Raw genomic sequence first — 16,237 nt, 5'->3', positions numbered from 1 at the left:
TGTCGCTGGTGCAGTCGAGGGGCCCCGGTGATCGTCCACCCGCACTCGACCCGCCTAGTGGTGTCCCGCCGCCGCCCGCGGCGGGCACAGCGACGCCCCCGCGCCGCCCGGGGGCTGCACCGGCGGTCCTGGGCGGTCCGCGGGTGGTGGTCCCGGCGTACGGCGGCGCGGGGTCCGGGCGGTTGTTCCCGTCCGGGCCATAGGTCGGACCTATGGCCCCATAGGGCCGGGTGCCCTACTGCACCACCCGGCCTGCCGAGAGGGTGGCGATCACGGTCGGCGGTCCTCCGGCCGTGTGCCGACCGAAGGAAGCGCCGCCATGCCTCGTCCCGTCCGGGTCGCCATCGTCGGGGCCGGCCCCGCCGGGATCTACGCCGCCGACGCCCTGCTGAAGTCCCCCCTCGCCACCGAGCCCGGCGTGTCGATCGACCTGCTGGAGCGGCTGCCCGCGCCGTTCGGCCTGATCCGCTACGGCGTCGCGCCGGACCACCCGCGGATCAAGGGCATCGTGACGGCCCTGCACCAGGTGCTCGACAAGCCGCAGGTGCGGCTGTTCGGCAACGTCGGCTACCCGGACGACATCGGCCTGGACGACCTGCACCGGTTCTACGACGCACTGGTCTTCGCCACCGGCGCCGACGCCGACCGCGACCTCGGCATCCCCGGCGCCGAGCTGGACGGCTCCTACGGCGCGGCGGACTTCGTCTCCTGGTACGACGGCCACCCCGACGTGCCGCGCAGCTGGCCGCTGGAGGCGGAGCGGGTGGCGGTGCTCGGGGTCGGCAACGTGGCGCTCGACGTCGCCCGGATCCTCGCCAAGACCGCGGACGAGCTGCTGCCCACCGAGATACCGCCGAACGTCCACGCCGGGCTCACCGCCAACCGGGCCGTCGAGGTGCACGTGTTCGGCCGCCGCGGCCCGGCGCAGGCCAAGTTCAGCCCGATGGAGCTGCGCGAGCTCGACCACTCGCCGGCCATCGAGGTGATCGTCGACCCCGAGGACATCGAGTACGACGACGGCTCGATCGCCACCCGGCGCGGCAACAAGCAGGCCGACATGGTGGCCGCCACCCTCGAGAACTGGGCCATCCGGGACGTCGGCGACCGGCCGCACCGGCTGTTCCTGCACTTCTTCGAGTCCCCGGTGGAGATCCTCGGCGCCGACGGCCGGGTCACCGCCCTGCGCACCGAGCGGACCCGGCTGGACGGCACCGGGAACGTCACCGGCACCGGCGAGTACCGCGACTGGGACGTCCAGGCGGTCTACCGGGCCGTCGGCTACCGCTCCGCCGAGCTGCCGAAGCTGCCGTTCGACCCGCTGTCCGCGACCGTGCCGCACGAGGCGGGCCGGGTGCTGGAGGCCAGCGCGCCGCTGCCGTCCACGTACGTCACCGGCTGGGTCAAGCGCGGCCCGGTCGGCCTGATCGGCCACACCAAGGGCGACGCCAACGAGACGGTCGCCTGCCTGGTGGAGGACCACCGCGCGGGCCGGCTGCGCACCGCCCAGGTGCCGGCCGAGGAGGCCGTGCCGGCGTTCCTGGCCGGGCGGGGCGTGGAGTTCACCACCTGGGAGAGCTGGCTGCGGCTGGACGCCCACGAGCGCGCGCTCGGCGCCCGCGAGGGCCGGGAGCGGGTGAAGGTGGTCGCCCGCGAGGAGATGCTGCGGGCGGGCGCGGCGGACGGCTGACCCGGCGTCACCCCGACGCGTCACCCCGGCTCGTCACCCCGGCGGGTGACTCCGGTTGTGGCGGCCGGTGGCCCCTGGCAGCGTCGGTCCGACCGGTCGGACCGGACCGGTCCTGCCCGACCCGGCCCGGCCCGGTCGCCGACGTTGCCGAGGGAGTCCCGTGCACCTGCCGTCCGCGCGTCGTCGAGCCGCACTGCTGCTGACCGCGGGGGCGGTGGTCTACAACGACTGGCCGCTCGAGTTCCTCCTGCCCACGGGCCTGGACCCGGCCAACTCCTACGCCAGCGAGCTGTACGCGGCGGACCAGCCGTTCCGCGTGCTGTTCGGCGCCGTCGAGCTGGTGGCCGCGGCGCTGGTGGCGTCCGGTGCGCTGACCGCGCTGGCGGCCTGGCGGGGTGCGCTCGGGCGGGCCGGGTGGGGGGCGCTGGCCGGGTTCGCGGCGTTCTCGGTGGCCGACGTGATGGTGCCGATGCGCTGCGCGGCCTCGGTGGAGCCCGGCTGCGAGGTGGTGAACCCGTGGCACACGCTGACCAGTGCCCTGGTCCACTTTGCGCTGTTCGCCTCGATGGCGCTGCTGATCCTGGCCGCCCGGCGGGAGCCGGCCCGGCTGCCCGGCGTGGCCCGCCGGGGGCCGGTGGTGCTGGCCGCGGCGATGGCGACCGCGCTGTCCACGGTCGGTCCGCTGTTCGGGTACCCGGGCTGGCACGGCGTCACCCAGCGCGCCCACCTGGTGCTGGTCGGGGTCTGGTTGGTGCTGCTGGCCGGCGCGCTGTCGGCCGTGCCCGCGGCGACGGTGCCCGCCCGACGGCGGCCCGAGCTGCCCGCGCCTTCGCTGCGGAAGTGACCGCCGCGCCCACCGGGGTCACTTCGCCCGCCGGGGCCAGTGCCGCTCAGCGGCCGGGGGCGCCGGTGGGCGGGGAGTCCAGCACGGTGAAGCGCAGCCCGGCGGCGCCGAGGCGGTCGATCAGCGCGGTGCCCATCGCGACCGCCGGGGTGACCTGTCCGGCGGTGGCCGGCAGGTCGTCGTAGGCGAGGCTGAGCGCGGACTCGGCGAGCATCTTGGCCGTCTCGGTATAGCCCGGATCGCCGCCCGACACCTCGGTGAGGAGCGGGGCCGCGTCGCTGCCGAGCGCCTGGCCCGCGAAGCGGACCGTGAACCAGGAGGCCGCCCGCTGCTCGGCGCTCGGCCCCGCGCCGGGCCGGTGCAGCCGGCCGAGTGCCGTGCGCAGCGGCGGGACCTGGGCGGCGAGCGCCAGCAGGGCGAGCCCGGCGCCGCCGCCGAGCAGCACCGGCAGCCGCTTGACCGCGGCGAAGTGCCCGTACCGGAACGCCGGGCCGTAGTCCGGGCGGGCGGCCGCGGAACGGCCGACCACCAGGGGGTCGATGGTGGGCATCGGTACGGCCCAGGCGCGGGCCTGCGGCGAGTACCGGATCCGTCCGGCGGAGGTGCTGATCCGCCGTCCGGCGGGATGCGGCTCGGCGGCCCGGCGGGCCCGGGCGGCCCGGGCGGCCTCGCGGGGGCGGCCGATCGCGGACAGCGCCGAGGCGAAGGTCCCGCCGGAGAACATGCCGCCGGCCCGCACGAAGCCCCGGACCGAGACCGGCGCGTCCGGCGGCAGCACCCCGCGCTCGCGCATCCGCTCCAGGGTGAACAGCACGCCGAGGTCGTGCGGCACCGAGTCGAAGCCGCAGGAGTGGACCAGCCGCGCGCCGGTCTCCACCGCGCGCCGGTGGTACCGCAGGTACATCAGGTCCACGAACTCCGGTTCGCCGGTCAGGTCGACGTAGTCGGTACCGGCGTCCGCGCAGGCGGCCACCAGGGGCTCGCCGTGCCACAGGTAGGGGCCGACCGTGGAGATCACCACCCGGGCCGAGGCCGCGACCTCGCGCAGCGAGGCGGGGTCGGTGGCGTCGGCGGTGAGCAGCGGGAGGTCCGCGCAGCCGGGTGCCGATTCGGCGAGGCGCTTGCGCAGCGCCTCCAGCTTCTCCCGGTTGCGGCCGGCCAGCGCCCAGCGGCAGCCGGCGGGCGCGTGCGCCGCCAGGTACTCGGCGGTCAGCGCCCCGGTGAATCCGGTGGCGCCGAACAGGACCAGGTCGTACGGGCGATCGGCGTCCATGAACTTCCCTACCAGCCGGTAATGATCGGGCCTCACGCTAGGGACGGGCCGCCCGCGGTGTCAACAGCGCGGGGCCGCGGGCGGCCGTGCGGCAGCGCCCGGTCAGCCGCCGAAGTTGAGGGCGTAGAGCCGGCGGACCGAGTCGGCGGTGACGAAGTCCATCGGCACCGTGCCCAGCACCGGGCGGGCGCCGTGGTCGAGGCCGCCGAGGTAGCCGTTCAGCCGGGAGCCCATCGCGTCGGCTGCCTGCCGGGGCCACAGTCCCCAGCCGGAGGAGGAGGTGAAGGTCAGGTAGAGCCGCTGGGGGTCGGTGGCCGCGCGGGCGGCGTTCAGGTGGGCGGAGGTCTCGGGCCACTTGCGGGAGGCGATCTCGAAGATCGTCCCGATGTCGTAGTCGTCCTCGATGTCGGTGAGCGGGCCGCCCCAGCCGATGCCCGGCAGGCCCGGGCTGTCGGCGAGCAGCACGATCCGCCCGCGGACCTCGCCGAGCTGCGGGACCCGGCTCTCGCCCCACATCAGCCCGGCCCATCTCGCCCGGTACCCCTCGAAGACCGCGGCGAAGTCGGCCGCGGCGGCCGAGGAGTACTCCTGCTTCACCCGCATCAGCACGGTCTCCTGCGGGTGTGCGGCGAGGAAGGCCTGGCACTGGTTGAGCACGTCGCCGAAGAAGATCTCCTGGAAGACCGGGCCGTGGTGGATCGCGAACACCCCGTCGATCAGCCGGCAGCGGATGTCGAAGAAGCGGACCCCGGCCGCGAGCTGGTCGGGCACCGAGAGGGTCTGGGTCTGGGTGATCGGGCCGCCGTGCAGCGAGCAGGTGTCGTGCGTCCCCGGCACGGTGAGCCGCGCCAGCGGGCTGCCGGACGGGAGCGCCGCCATCCAGTCCGCCCCGCCCGGCACCTGCGCCGCGGCGGCCGCCGGGGCCGCCACCCCGGTCACCGCCCCGAGGGTGCCCGCCGCGCCGAGTGCCAGCACCGCCCGCCCGAGGGTGCGCCGGCTGATCCGCTGCTCCGTCAATCCCATGGCCACGTCCCGTCGTTGGAGTCTGACGGGCGGTGTCTCCGCCCCCTGCATTGTCATGGCCACAGAGGGACGGGCATAGACCCGTGCACGGGGGTGGTGGGAGCGGCGGGAGCGGTACGAGGTGACGGGCGGTCACCGCAGGGCGGCCGGGCGGTCACCGCAGGGCGGCCGGGCGGGCCGGGGTCAGCCGCTGACGCCCGGCACCCGGCCGCGCGGGCGGCGGTGCGCACCGCGGTGGCGGGCGACGCCGTGGCGGCCGCCGCCACGGGTCCGCCCGCGGGGGTCGGTCGCGGCCAGCACGGCGGCGACCAGCAGCGGGACGGTCAGCAGGAGCAGGTTGAACATCGGTCCGGTCCTCTCCTCGGGGGCACACGAAGGACCGTAGCCAGCGGGGGCGCAGCCCAATCCGGACCGCCACCCGGGGCGTCCTCAACCCACCCGAACCGGTGATCTCCTGACCCCGACCGGCCCAGCGCGGCACCCGCCAGGGGCGGACCGGGGTCAGGGACGGAGCGGAGTCAGTGGCGGACCGCGGTCAGGGACGGCAGGGCCCTGCGGCTCACCCGACGGCGAGCCGCAGGATGCGGTCGTCCCCGGCGCTCGGCTGCCCCCGGCCGTCGGTGTTGTTGGTGGCGAGCAGCAGGGTGCCGGGGCCGTCCGCGACCACCGTCCGCAGGCGTCCGTACCGGCCGGTGAAGTGGTCCTGCGGGGTGCCGCTGACGTGGTCCCCCTCGACCGGGATCCGCCACAGGCGCATCCCGTGCAGCGCCGCCATCCAGATCGCGCCGTCGGCGTACGCGATCCCGCTGGGCGAGGCCTGGTCGGTGTGCCACTGGACGAGCGGGTCGGTGTAGCCGGCCCGGTGCCCCTGGCCCTCGACCACCGGCCAGCCGTAGTTGGCACCCGGGGTGATCAGGTTGAGTTCGTCCCAGGTGTTCTGGCCGAACTCGGACGCCCACAGCCGCCCCTGGGCGTCCCAGGCCAGCCCCTGGACGTTGCGGTGGCCGAGCGTGTAGACCACCGAGCCGGGGAACGGGTTGCCCGGGGCGGGGGCGCCGTCCGGGGTCATCCGCAGGATCTTGCCGCCGAGCGAGGAGAGGTCCTGGGCGAGTTCGGTGCGGCCCGCCTCACCGGTGCCCGCGTACAGCATGCCGTCCGGGCCGAAGGCGATCCGGCCGCCGTCGTGGTTGTTGCCCTTGGGGATCCCGGTGAGCAGCACCTCGGGGGCGCCGAGCTGCTGCCCGGGCGGCTGCTGCGGGTCGTAGCCGAGGCGGACGATCCGGTTGTCGTCGGCGGCGGTGAGGTAGGCGTACACCTGGTGGTCGGTGGCGTAGTGCGGGGAGACGGCGAGGCCGAGCAGGCCGCCCTCGCCCGCGGCCACCACCCCGGGGACCTCGCCGACGTCGGTCCTGGAGCCGCCGTCGGCGGCGATCCGGGTGATCCGGCCGGTGTCCCGGGAGCCGACCAGCAGGTCGCCGCCGGGCAGCACGGCGATCCCCCAGGGCGTGTCCAGGCCGTCCGCGACCTGCCCGGTCACCCGTACCGTTCCGGGGCCGGCGGCCGTGCTGCCGCCCGCGGCGGGTGACCCGGTCGAGCTGCACCCGGCGGCGAGCAGCAGCACGGCGGTGACGGCGGCGGGAACGGTTCGCAGTCGCATCTCGGCTCCTACCGGCTGGGCTTGCGGCGGTCCACCCCCAGCAGACCACAGGTCCGCCCGGCCGGGCAGCGGGACCGGACGCGCCAGGTACGGGAGCGGCCGCCGGCACGGCCGCCTCGGCGCCCTCCACGGTCCCCAGGTGCGGGACGTACGCCGCCTCGGCGGAGTCGGCCGGCGTCCTCACGGCCCGTCTCCCGCCCCTGCGCCGCACCCCGGTGACGCGCCCTCAGCAGAGTGTCGAATCCATCATGCCTCGTCAGCGGCGTCGGCGGTAGGACGAACAGCACGATCGGTCGATCTTGTCCGGGCCCGCCGCACCCTCCAGACTCGACGCATCCACCCCTTCGCCCGTACCGGGGCCTCGCCGAGGCTCCCGGTGCGCGCGTCGCGCTGCCCGCCGTCGCGGCGGGCGGGAGCGGGGGTGGCGGGACCGAGGGGGAAGATGAATCACGACGCGGTGCTGCGGGCCAAGGTTCGGCTGTTCGACGAGGACCGGCTCGGTGTCCTGCACCTGGTCCACGCCTACCGGGTCCTGGTGGGGACCGGCCCGGCTGCGTACCGTCCGAAGCTGTCCCGGGCGTTGGTCGGGCTGAGCGAGGACGCCTCGCTGCTCGACCTGCCCGAGGCCCGGCTGCGGCTGCTGGCGGAGGCCGTGGCGGCGGCCGAGGGGCTGGCGCAGGACGACCCGGTCCGCCCGCCGGTGCTGTTCGACGCGCTGGACGCCCAGCAGCGTGAGCTCTACGGCCAGGACCGGCGGCCGGACGGCCTGGCGGCGCGCGGGAAGCTGCTCGCCGTCGCCCGCACGACGGGACGGGCGGACGGGCGCCTGGTGCGGGCGCTGGGCGGGTGGGCCACGGCGCTGGCCGAGGAGGGCCGGGCCGAGGAGGCCGCGGCGGCCTTCGGCGAGCTGGCCCGCGTGGTCGGGCCGGCCCGGCAGGCGGACGGCCCGCGCCGGGACGGTCACGGGCTGGCCCTCGGGCGGGTCCTGCCGGCCCTGGCCGGGCAGTTGGCGGCAGCGGGACGCGGCGAGGAGGCGGTCTCCGTCCTCGACGAACTGGTCGGCCTGGACCGCGCCGAGGCCGAGCGCGAGGGCGGGCCGACGGCTCGGCTGCTGCAGAGCACCGTCCGGTTCGCCGGACAGCTGGCGGCCGCCGGTCGGCACGGGCGCGCCGCGGTGGTCCGGCAGGAGGCCCTCGCCCTGTTCGCCGCGCTCGCGGCCGGTGGCGAGCGCAGGGCCTGGACCGGCGACGGGCGGGTCCACTGGTCGGCGTTGCTGGCGCTGTCCGGCGCCGCCGCGGAGCCCGCCGGGGCGGGCGCGGCCCCGGCCGCCGGGATGCCCACCGCCGCGTGGTCACCCGGGGTCCGTCGGGGCTACCGCGACGGCCGCGCCGCGCTGGCGGCGCAGGTCGCCGCCCTGCTGCCGCAGGCGGACGCCGATCCCGGTGCGCACCTGGGACCGCTGGTCGCGCTCCACCGCAGGCTGCTGGTCCGTACGGCGGTGGAGACCGAGGCGGGCGGCGGGCCGCTGCTGGACGCGCTGCTGCCCGGCTTCGACCGGGGCGTGGCGCTGGCCCGGCGGCTGGACGAGCAGGCCCGCACCGGCGGCGCCGCGGCGCTCGCCCTGGCACTCACCGACCGGGCGGCCCTGCTCGCGGTCTGCGGCCAGTACGGCTACGCCCTCGCCGACTACGAGCAGGCGCTCGAACGGACCGGCGGCCCGGCCACCGAACCGGCACCCCAGGTGCCCCAGGCGCCCCCGGTGACGGCCGGCTGACCGGCTGGGGCACTGAGCGTCGGCGGCGGGCGGCACCGCGTCCCGTGGTGTCCCCGCCGTCGGCGCGCCGGGCCCGCTCCGGCGGGGTCAGTCGGCCGTGAGCAGTCCCTCGCGCTCCCACACCGCGCGGGCCGCGGCCATCCGCTGCTGCTTGGTCCGCCGCCATTCGGTGCGGTCGGTGACCGCGCCGGGCGGCTCCTCGACGGTGTAGCAGAGCGTGCACACGTATCCGCCGCGCGGGCCGTCCTTGACCGGCGTGCCGCAGGTCGGGCAGTAGCGCGAGTGGTGGACCTGACTGCTCATGGCGCCCAGGTTACTTGCCGATCACGGCGCCGCACGAGTGGCAGACCAGCTGCCGCCCCCGGTCGTCCATCAGCGAGCCGCAGTTGGGGCAGTTCATGGTGGTGCCTCCGTCGGCCGTCCCGAGGTGCAGTCAGCTCCGCACACGCTGCCAGGCCGCACCCCGTCCTGTCCACGGCCCGGCGGATCGGGGCCCGGCGGCCCAGGGCCCGTGCCGAGCAGGGCCGGGCCGGTCCGGTCAGCTGTCGCGGCGCTTGCGCACGGCCAGCACGACCGCGCCGACCACCAGCACGGCCAGGACGGCGGAGCCGCCCGCCCCGCCGCCCACTCCCCCACCGCCGCCCGAGCCGCCGGCCGCGGTGCTGCCGGTCGCACCGGCGCCGGGGCTCGCCGGGCCGCTCGGCGCGCCACTGCCACTGCCGGCCGTGGGCGCGGGCTTGGCGTCGAGGGTCTCCCGCCAGACGGTGCTGTCCTTGCCCTCGCTGCCGAACAGCAGGGCGGTGCCGTCCGCCGAGTACGTCACCGACTCGCCCTGCCGCTGGAACGGCACGTTGACCGAGCCGTCCTCCACCGGGCGGCCGTCCTGCCAGCGGTAGGCGGTGGCGGAGAAGTACCCCCGCAGCACCAGCCGGGTGCCGTCCGGGGAGAAGGCGCCGTCGGTGGTCCAGGGCACGTCGGCGATCGGGTGGAAGACGTTGACGCCGGAGTCGGAGAGCGTCTCGGGCCCCTGGTAGAGCCGGCCGCCGCTCTGCCGCTTGCTGGCTATGTACGCCCGGCCGGTGACCGGGTGCACCATCAGGGCCTCCGCGTCCCGCGGCCCGTCCTCGTAGCGCACCCGGTAGCGGACCGCGTCGACGGTCTGGTCGCGCAGGTCCTTCGGCTCGTCGAAGCGGTAGATCCACACCTCGGGCCAGGTGCCGTCGCGGTTGTCCCCGATGTCGCCGAGGTAGAGGCGGCCGTCGGGTCCGAGCGAGATGGCCTCGACGTCGCGCGGCTTGATGCCGCGCAGGGTCACGGTGGCGACGGTGTGGCCCTGGGAGTCGACGGCGTACACGTACGGGCCGTCGTCGCTGTCGTTGTGGGTCCAGTAGACGCCGGGGTGGGCCCGGCTGGCGGCCAGACCGCTGGACTCGGTGATCCGCGGGTCGCCGATGGTGAACGCCTCGCGCGGCAGGCCCGCCGCACCCGCGGGCCCGGCGGCCGCACCGACCCCGAGCACCGCGGCGGCCACCGCGGCCGCGCCCGCCCGTACGGCGCGGGATCCGCGCGGCGCCCGTTCGTTCGACCTCGTCACCCAGCGATCATCGCACGCCGCTCCGGCCGTCCGGGTGGGTGGTCACGACGGCCGGGTGTCGTCCCGGACGGGTCGGACCTGCCGGAGGGTGGGCCGCAGCAGGTGACCGGCGGGCCCGGCGGTGTCGGGGCGGACGGCGTTCGCCCGCTCGCTCTCGCGCAGCAGGCCCACCGCCCGCTCGGCGATCTGCGGCAGGGCCGCGTACAGCGACTCGCCGGGGCAGAGCGTGGTGTACGCGTCGCGATGGCCGGAGATGGCGGCGAACGCGTGGGTGGTGCCCGCCGGGAAGCGGCTGCTGCTGCTGTTGGAGGTCAGTTCGGACCGGCCGGCCGGGTCGATGCCGTACAGGCCGAGCTTCCAGGCGGAGAGCCGGGCCAGCGCGTCGAGCACCGGCTCGGGGACCGGGGTGCCGGCGCCGAAGGTGCCGATCACGGCGATGCCGCAGGTCTCGCGGTTGAAGCCCATGGTGTGCGCGCCGACCACCGGGCGGCCGGTGGAGCCGAGCCGGCCCTCGTAGATCGTGCCGAAGCGGTCGACCAGGAAGTTGTAACCGATGTCCTCCCAGCCCTGGTTGGTGCGGTGCTCCTGGTAGATGGACCGGAGCTTCTCGGGGACGTCCTGCGGGCCGTAGCCGTTCGGGTCGTCGGTGTGGTGGATGAAGACCGCCCGCACGGCCGCGTCGCACTCGGTCGCGGTCTGCGGTTCGTCCGTCTTCCAGGTCGAGCGGCGCACCACCAGCGGGGGCGGCGGCGGGGCCGGCACGGCCTGACGGGGCGGCAGCGGGGCGGCCGCCGGGGCAGTGGCGGGCAGCTCGCGGGCGGCGGCCGAGCCGTGGCGGGGCGGGCCCGCTGCCACCAGCGCGGCCGCCGCGCCGGCCGAGGCGGCCTGCGCGGCGCGGCGCAGCACTGAGCGACGGTCGATGTCCATGAGGCGAGGTTAGGGGCGGGTGGACCGGGCCTGCCTGCTGTCGGAGGGCCGGGTGACGGCCCGTCCGCCGACCGGTGGACGGCGCCTCGGGCGCGGGGCTGGGGGCCGCAGGGAGCCGGTCGGGGGCGTCCGCCGGCGGCCGGCCGGGCGGCGGGCCGGGGCCCGCGGGGCCGCGGGCCGGTCCACGCGCACGGGGCACCCGGTACCGCCACCTGGGCCAGCCGCCCTCCTCCGGCGGGCGGTGCCGGGGCGCTCCCGGGCCGCGGCGGCCAGGTCCAATTCGTCCAATACGGCGGTGCCGCAGGTTGACTAGGTTCGTCGCGTTCCGGTCAACCACATCGAGGGAGGCGCACCGTGGCCCGCCCCACCGCCAGGATCTCCGCCGCCGCGACGCCCGCCGCACCGGCCGTCCCCTCTGCGCCTCGTCCGGGCCCCTACGGCGCCTACGGGCCGCACGGCGGGCGCGGCGCCGGGACGCCCGGGCGCTGCCGGCGAGCGGGCGCCGCGCGCCTCGGCAACGGCGGGGCCGCCGGGCCCTGCTGACGAAACCGCCGGGGCCGCCCGGTCCGGTGAGGGCCGGGGGTCGCACGCGTCACGGGGGAAGGACGACGCTGGTGACCTCGCCGCTCAGCCGATCGGGGGCGGGCGGCCCCGGCTTCACCGTCCGCCGCTCGGCCAGGAACCGGCCGGGCGTCAGGCCGGTCATGGCCCGGAACTCGCGGCACAGGTGGGCCTGGTCGTAGTACCCGGCCGCGGGCGCCGCCTCGGCGGGCGGGCGGCCGAGTTCGGTCAGCCGCAGGTAGCCCCGCAGCCGCAGCACCCGGGCGACGGCCTTCGGGCCGAGGCCGACCTGCTCGCTGAAGCGCCGGTCCAGCTGCCGCCAGCTCCAGCCGCTGAGCGCCACGAGGTCCTGGACCGGCACCAGGCCGGCCGTGCGGACCAGTTCCTCCCAGACCGCCACCACCTGGGGCGCGGGCTGCGGTCCGGCGCCGTGCAGCCGGGCCAGGGCGGCGTCGAGGGCGGCGAACCGCCGGGGCCAGTCGGGTGCGCCGGCCAGCCGGCCGACCAGGGTCCGCGCCGGCCCGGCGCCCAGTACGTCCTCCAATTCGACGGACCGGCCCGCGAGTTCGGCCATCGGCAGGGAGAAGATCCGGTACGCCGCCCAGGGCGCCATCACCACCTCGATGCCGTACAGCCCGCCGTCGTGCTCGCCGGTGGACCCGCGGGTGCGCGGGCCGGAGAGCAGCGACCCGAACGATTCGGTGCGGCCGCCGGCGGCGTCGGTGATCCGGATCGGGCGGTCGAACCCGAGGAAGAGGGTGACCTCGCCGGTCGGGACCTCCAGCCGCCGGCGCGGCCCGCCGGGTGCGAGCCGGACTCCCCGGTAGCCGTGGACGCCCGGGCGCAGCAGCGGGTGCGGCAGCGCCTGGGCCAGCTCCCACTCCTGGTCCGGGCCGGAGCGGTGGCGCACGGGCATCTCCCTGGGCCTGGTGTCCTGGGTCATCGGTCCGTCGGCCGACAGCGGACAGCGGACAGCGGACAGCGGACGGCCGACAGCGGTACCGGTCGAACGCGGGACCGGCGAACGGCCGGTCCGGCCCCGGGCCGTCGCGCGGCGGGCCGCCGCGTACGGTCCGGGGCCGGGCCGCTCTCAGCCGCCGAGCACCTGGGCGACCAGCGCCCGGGCCTGGTCCTGGACCTGCGCGAGGTGGTCGGGGCCGTGGAAGCTCTCGGCGTAGATCTTGTAGACGTCCTCGGTGCCGGAGGGGCGGGCCGCGAACCAGGCGTTCTCGGTGCAGACCTTCAGGCCGCCGATGGCCGCGCCGTTGCCGGGGGCCTCGGTCAGCACGGCGGTGATCGGCTCGCCCGCCAGCCGGTCGGCCTCGACCTGGTCGGCGGAGAGCTTGGCCAGCGCGGCCTTCTGGGCGCGGTCGGCCGGGGCGTCGACCCGGGCGTAGGCGGGGGCGCCGAAGCGGGCCGTCAGGTCGTCGTAGTGCTGGGAGGGGCTGCGGTCGGTGACGGCGGTGATCTCGGAGGCGAGCAGCGCCAGCAGGATGCCGTCCTTGTCGGTGGTCCAGACCCCGCCGTCGCGCCGCAGGAACGACGCGCCGGCGGACTCCTCGCCGCCGAACGCGATGGTGCCCTCCAGCAGCCCGTCGACGAACCACTTGAAGCCGACCGGTACCTCCACCAGGTCGCGCTTCAGCTCGCCCGCCACCCGGTCGATCATCGAGGAGGAGACCAGGGTCTTGCCGACCGCCGCGGTCGCGGGCCAGTCGGCGCGGTGGCGGTAGAGGTAGTCGATGGCGACGGCCAGGTAGTGGTTGGGGTTCATCAGCCCGCCGTCGGGGGTGACGATGCCGTGCCGGTCGGCGTCCGCGTCGTTCCCGGTCGCGACGGTGTACTCGTCGCGGCGGCCGATCAGCGAGGCCATCGCGTACGGGGAGGAGCAGTCCATCCGGATCTTCCCGTCCCAGTCGAGCGTCATGAACCGCCAGGCCGGGTCGGTGAGCGGGTTGACCACCGTCAGGTCGAGCCGGTGGGTCTCGGCGATCCGGGCCCAGTACGCGACGGAGGCGCCGCCCAGCGGGTCGGCGCCGATCCGCACCCCGGCCGCCCGTACGGCGTCCAGGTCGAGCACGGACGGCAGGTCCTCGGTGTAGCGGCCGAGGAAGTCGTAGCGGCCGGTGGTGTCCGCGGCCAGGGCCCTGGCGTACGGCAGCCGGCGCACGCCGGCCAGGCCGGCGCGGATCAGCTCGTTGGCGCGGTCCTGGATCCAGCCGGTGGCGTCGGAGCCGGCCGGGCCGCCGTTCGGCGGGTTGTACTTGAATCCGCCGTCGCGCGGGGGGTTGTGCGACGGGGTGACCACGATGCCGTCGGCGCGGGCCAGCGGGTTGGCGCGGTTGTGGGCGAGGACGGCGTGCGAGACGGCGGGTGTGGGCGTGTAGCCGTCCTCGCTGTCCAGCAGCAGGGTGACGTGGTTGGCGGCCAGCACCTCGATCGCGGTGGCCCGGGCGGGCTCCGACAGGGCGTGGGTGTCCGCGCCGAGGAACAGCGGTCCGGTGGTGCCCTGGGCGGCCCGGTACTCGCAGATCGCCTGGGTGGTGGCGGCGATGTGGTCCTCGTTGAAGGCGGTGTCCAGGGAGCTGCCGCGGTGCCCTGAGGTCCCGAACGCGACCCGCTGTCCCGGCTCCTGCGGGTCGGGGTGCAGCGTGTAGTACGCCGTCACCAGCCTCGCCACGTCGACCAGATCCCCTGGCTGTGCCTGCTCGCCGGCCCGTGCGTGCACCATCACGTCTCCTTGGGTCGTCAACTGTCGGACCTGAGCCACCAGTACAGCAGCCCCGGCGCGCCGCGCGGGCGGCGACCGGCCCTCCGGCCCCGGGTTCGGCCCCCGGATGCGCTTGGATGGCCGGATGGACACCACACTCGGCACCCGGCCCGCGCTGACCCGTCCCGACCTGCTCGCCGCGCCGGTGGCGGCCGCCCTGGCCGGCTGGCCCGCCGACCGGGCCGGCGAGGTCGAAGCCGCCGCGATCGACCCGGAGCTCGCCGACACCGCGGCGTTCTGCGAGCGGTACGGGGTGGCCCTGGCCGACTCCGCCAACTGCGTGGTGATCGCGGCCCGCCGGGGCGCCGTCACCACGTACGCCGCCTGCCTGGTCACCGCGACCACCCGGGCGGACGTCAACGGCCTGGTCCGGCGCCACCTGGACGCCCGCAAGGCCTCGTTCGCGCCGGTGGAGGCCGTGCTGGCGGCCACCGGCATGGAGTACGGCGGGATCACCCCGATCGGGCTCCCCGCCGACTGGCCGGTCCTGGTCGACGCCGCGGTGGCCGCCCACCCCCGGGTGGTGGTCGGCGCCGGTATCCGCGGCGCGAAGCTCTGGCTGCCGGGCCGGCTGCTCGCCGAACTGCCGACCGCGACCGTGCTGGAGGGCCTGGGCATCCCGGTCGGCTGACCCCGCCGGTCGCGCCGCGCGGGAAACCCGCTGGACACGGCGGTGACGGTGGCCCGACGATCCGCCCATGGACACCCTCACCACCGACCCCGCGCGCACCCCCTCGCAGCGGATCCGGTTCCTGCCGCTGCCCGCACCCGCGATGACCGCCCTGCTGGCCGGGGACCTCGCGGGCGCCGGCGCGCTGGTCGGCACCGCGCTCGATCCGTACTTCCTCACCGAGCAGGCCCGCTGGCTGTGGGGCTACCGGCTCGCCCAGCTCGCCGAACGGCCGCAGGACGCGCCGTGGCTGGTGCGGGTCGCGGTCGACCGGGCGGACGGCGCGGTGGTCGGGTACGCCGGATTCCACGGCGCACCGGACGCGGCCGGCCTGGTCGAGGTGGGTTACTCGGTGCTGCCGGCCGCCCGCCGCCGGGGGTACGCCACCGCGATCCTGGCCGAACTGCTGCGCCTGGCCGCCGCCGAGCCCGAGGTCGCGACCGTACGGGCGACCGTCTCCCCGGACAACCCCGGCTCGCTGGCCGTGGTCCGGCGTTCCGGCTTCGCCGAGGTCGGCGAGCAGTGGGACGAGCGGGACGGCCTGGAGCTCGTCTTCGAGCGCCCGGCCCGCGACGACGGCGAGGATTCCGGTACGGGCGGCCGGACGGACACGGACTAGGGTCGTGGGTATGGAGTCGGACGAGGGATCGGTGCGGGTCGACAGCTGGATCTGGTCGGTCCGGCTGACCAAGACCAGGGCGCTGGCGGCCGCGGCCTGCCGGGCCGGGCACGTGAAGGTGAACGGGGACCGGGTCAAGCCCGCGCAGTCACTGCGCCCGGGCGACGAGGTGCGGGTCTTCCACGACGGGCGCGAGCGGGTGGTGGTGGTCTCCCGGCTGATCCGCAAACGGGTCGGTCCGGCGCCGGCCGCCGAGTGCTACGTGGACAACAGCCCGCCGCCCCCGCCGCGCGCCGAGATCCCGGTGGCCGCCGTCCGCGACCGCGGCGCCGGCCGCCCCACCAAGCGCGAGCGCCGGGACCTGGAACGGCTGCGCGGTCAGTGACCGCCGGCCGGGGGGACTGATGTACGAGGTCGAGTACCGGGTCGACTGCGAGGGCTGCGGCGGGGACGCGCTGTGCACCGCCGGGGCGTCCCCGGGCGGCGGACAGGTCGAGTGGTCGTACGACGTGAGCTGCGCGGTGTGCGGTCCGGGCCCGATCGCCTGCGGCTCCGGGCCGGTGCCGGCCGACCTCAAGGACAGGCTGCTGGCCCGGCACGGGCCGGTCCGCCTGCGGCTGGACGATCCGTCGGCCGGCGCGGTCACGGTCATGAAGGTGCTGCGGGCCGGGCTCGGCGGCGACCCGGCCGCCGCGAAGGCGACGCTCGGGCTGATCCGGGCCGGCGGGTACGCCGGTGTCCGGGCGGAGGTCGAGGTGCTGGCCCTGCGGCTGCGGGAGGCCGGGGTCGGTGCCGGGGTCGTGGAGGGGCCCCGGCAGCCGGGGTGAGCCGGGTGCCG

General features: G+C 76.6%; 16 protein-coding genes. 7 read left to right on the top strand and 9 right to left on the bottom strand.

All coding sequences use genetic code 11. The features are described from left to right. Nucleotides 1-319 precede the first annotated feature (319 nt). Nucleotides 320-1,687 (top strand): FAD-dependent oxidoreductase, encoded by a 1,368-nt coding sequence (locus AC2TEW_RS24615; RefSeq protein WP_484625521.1) that lies wholly within the window; start codon nt 320-322, stop codon nt 1,685-1,687. A 160-nt stretch (nt 1,688-1,847) separates the two neighbouring features. Next, nucleotides 1,848-2,531 carry a DUF998 domain-containing protein gene (locus tag AC2TEW_RS24610; protein WP_484625520.1) on the top strand — a complete coding sequence of 228 codons (684 nt, stop codon included), beginning with the start codon at nt 1,848-1,850 and terminating at the stop codon, nt 2,529-2,531. 46 nt (nt 2,532-2,577) lie between these two features. Here AC2TEW_RS24610 and AC2TEW_RS24605 read toward each other — a convergent pair whose 3' ends face one another. From AC2TEW_RS24605 to AC2TEW_RS24590, 4 genes are all read right to left on the bottom strand, one after another. Then, nucleotides 2,578-3,804 (bottom strand): saccharopine dehydrogenase family protein, encoded by a 1,227-nt coding sequence (locus AC2TEW_RS24605; RefSeq protein ID WP_484625519.1) that lies wholly within the window; start codon nt 3,802-3,804, stop codon nt 2,578-2,580. A gap of 102 nt (nt 3,805-3,906) precedes the next feature. Beyond that, on the bottom strand, nt 3,907-4,827 hold the full coding sequence (locus AC2TEW_RS24600; protein ID WP_484625518.1) for a phosphatidylinositol-specific phospholipase C: 921 nt from the start codon (nt 4,825-4,827) through the stop codon (nt 3,907-3,909). A 183-nt stretch (nt 4,828-5,010) separates the two neighbouring features. Then, nucleotides 5,011-5,172, bottom strand: a complete 162-nt coding sequence (locus tag AC2TEW_RS24595) for a hypothetical protein (RefSeq protein ID WP_484625517.1) — start codon at nt 5,170-5,172, stop codon at nt 5,011-5,013. Between the two features lie 214 nt (nt 5,173-5,386). Further along, nucleotides 5,387-6,484, bottom strand: coding sequence for a PQQ-dependent sugar dehydrogenase (locus tag AC2TEW_RS24590; RefSeq protein ID WP_484625516.1), 1,098 nt, complete (start codon nt 6,482-6,484; stop codon nt 5,387-5,389). Between the two features lie 442 nt (nt 6,485-6,926). On the opposite strand from AC2TEW_RS24590, the gene AC2TEW_RS24585 reads away from it, so the two are divergent. Then, nucleotides 6,927-8,258 (top strand): hypothetical protein, encoded by a 1,332-nt coding sequence (locus tag AC2TEW_RS24585; protein WP_484625515.1) that lies wholly within the window; start codon nt 6,927-6,929, stop codon nt 8,256-8,258. An 87-nt stretch (nt 8,259-8,345) separates the two neighbouring features. Here AC2TEW_RS24585 and AC2TEW_RS24580 read toward each other — a convergent pair whose 3' ends face one another. The 5 genes from AC2TEW_RS24580 to pgm form a co-directional block, all read right to left on the bottom strand. After that, the gene (locus AC2TEW_RS24580) at nt 8,346-8,561 is read right to left on the bottom strand and encodes a hypothetical protein (protein ID WP_484625514.1); all 216 of its coding nucleotides are present in this window, start codon (nt 8,559-8,561) and stop codon (nt 8,346-8,348) included. Nucleotides 8,562-8,796: 235 nt separating this feature from the next. After that, complete coding sequence (locus AC2TEW_RS24575) at nt 8,797-9,852, bottom strand: WD40 repeat domain-containing protein (protein WP_484625513.1); 1,056 nt, start codon at nt 9,850-9,852, stop codon at nt 8,797-8,799. 42 nt (nt 9,853-9,894) lie between these two features. After that, nucleotides 9,895-10,779, bottom strand: coding sequence for a peptidoglycan recognition protein family protein (locus AC2TEW_RS24570; protein WP_484625512.1), 885 nt, complete (start codon nt 10,777-10,779; stop codon nt 9,895-9,897). Nucleotides 10,780-11,371: 592 nt separating this feature from the next. Further along, complete coding sequence (locus AC2TEW_RS24565; protein WP_484625511.1) at nt 11,372-12,256, bottom strand: helix-turn-helix domain-containing protein; 885 nt, start codon at nt 12,254-12,256, stop codon at nt 11,372-11,374. Between the two features lie 174 nt (nt 12,257-12,430). Beyond that, nucleotides 12,431-14,071 carry a phosphoglucomutase (alpha-D-glucose-1,6-bisphosphate-dependent) gene (gene pgm, locus AC2TEW_RS24560; protein ID WP_484625510.1) on the bottom strand — a complete coding sequence of 547 codons (1,641 nt, stop codon included), beginning with the start codon at nt 14,069-14,071 and terminating at the stop codon, nt 12,431-12,433. Between the two features lie 124 nt (nt 14,072-14,195). Here pgm and AC2TEW_RS24555 point away from each other — a divergent pair, with 124 nt between their 5' ends. From AC2TEW_RS24555 to AC2TEW_RS24540, 4 genes are all read left to right on the top strand, one after another. Next, nucleotides 14,196-14,741 (top strand): YbaK/EbsC family protein, encoded by a 546-nt coding sequence (locus AC2TEW_RS24555; protein ID WP_484625509.1) that lies wholly within the window; start codon nt 14,196-14,198, stop codon nt 14,739-14,741. 67 nt (nt 14,742-14,808) lie between these two features. Continuing rightward, a complete protein-coding gene (locus tag AC2TEW_RS24550) occupies nt 14,809-15,399 on the top strand; it encodes a GNAT family N-acetyltransferase (protein WP_484625508.1) in 591 nt (196 codons plus the stop codon). A gap of 10 nt (nt 15,400-15,409) precedes the next feature. Next, the gene (locus tag AC2TEW_RS24545) at nt 15,410-15,784 is read left to right on the top strand and encodes an RNA-binding S4 domain-containing protein (RefSeq protein WP_484625507.1); all 375 of its coding nucleotides are present in this window, start codon (nt 15,410-15,412) and stop codon (nt 15,782-15,784) included. A 19-nt stretch (nt 15,785-15,803) separates the two neighbouring features. Continuing rightward, complete coding sequence (locus AC2TEW_RS24540) at nt 15,804-16,226, top strand: hypothetical protein (RefSeq protein ID WP_484625506.1); 423 nt, start codon at nt 15,804-15,806, stop codon at nt 16,224-16,226. Nucleotides 16,227-16,237: the final 11 nt, after the last annotated feature.

The sequence above is a fragment of the Kitasatospora sp. NEAU-CNBT7 genome, assembly GCF_057220535.1.
Note: the sequence above shows the minus strand (reverse complement) of the source record. Positions and strands in the feature narration are given on the sequence as shown.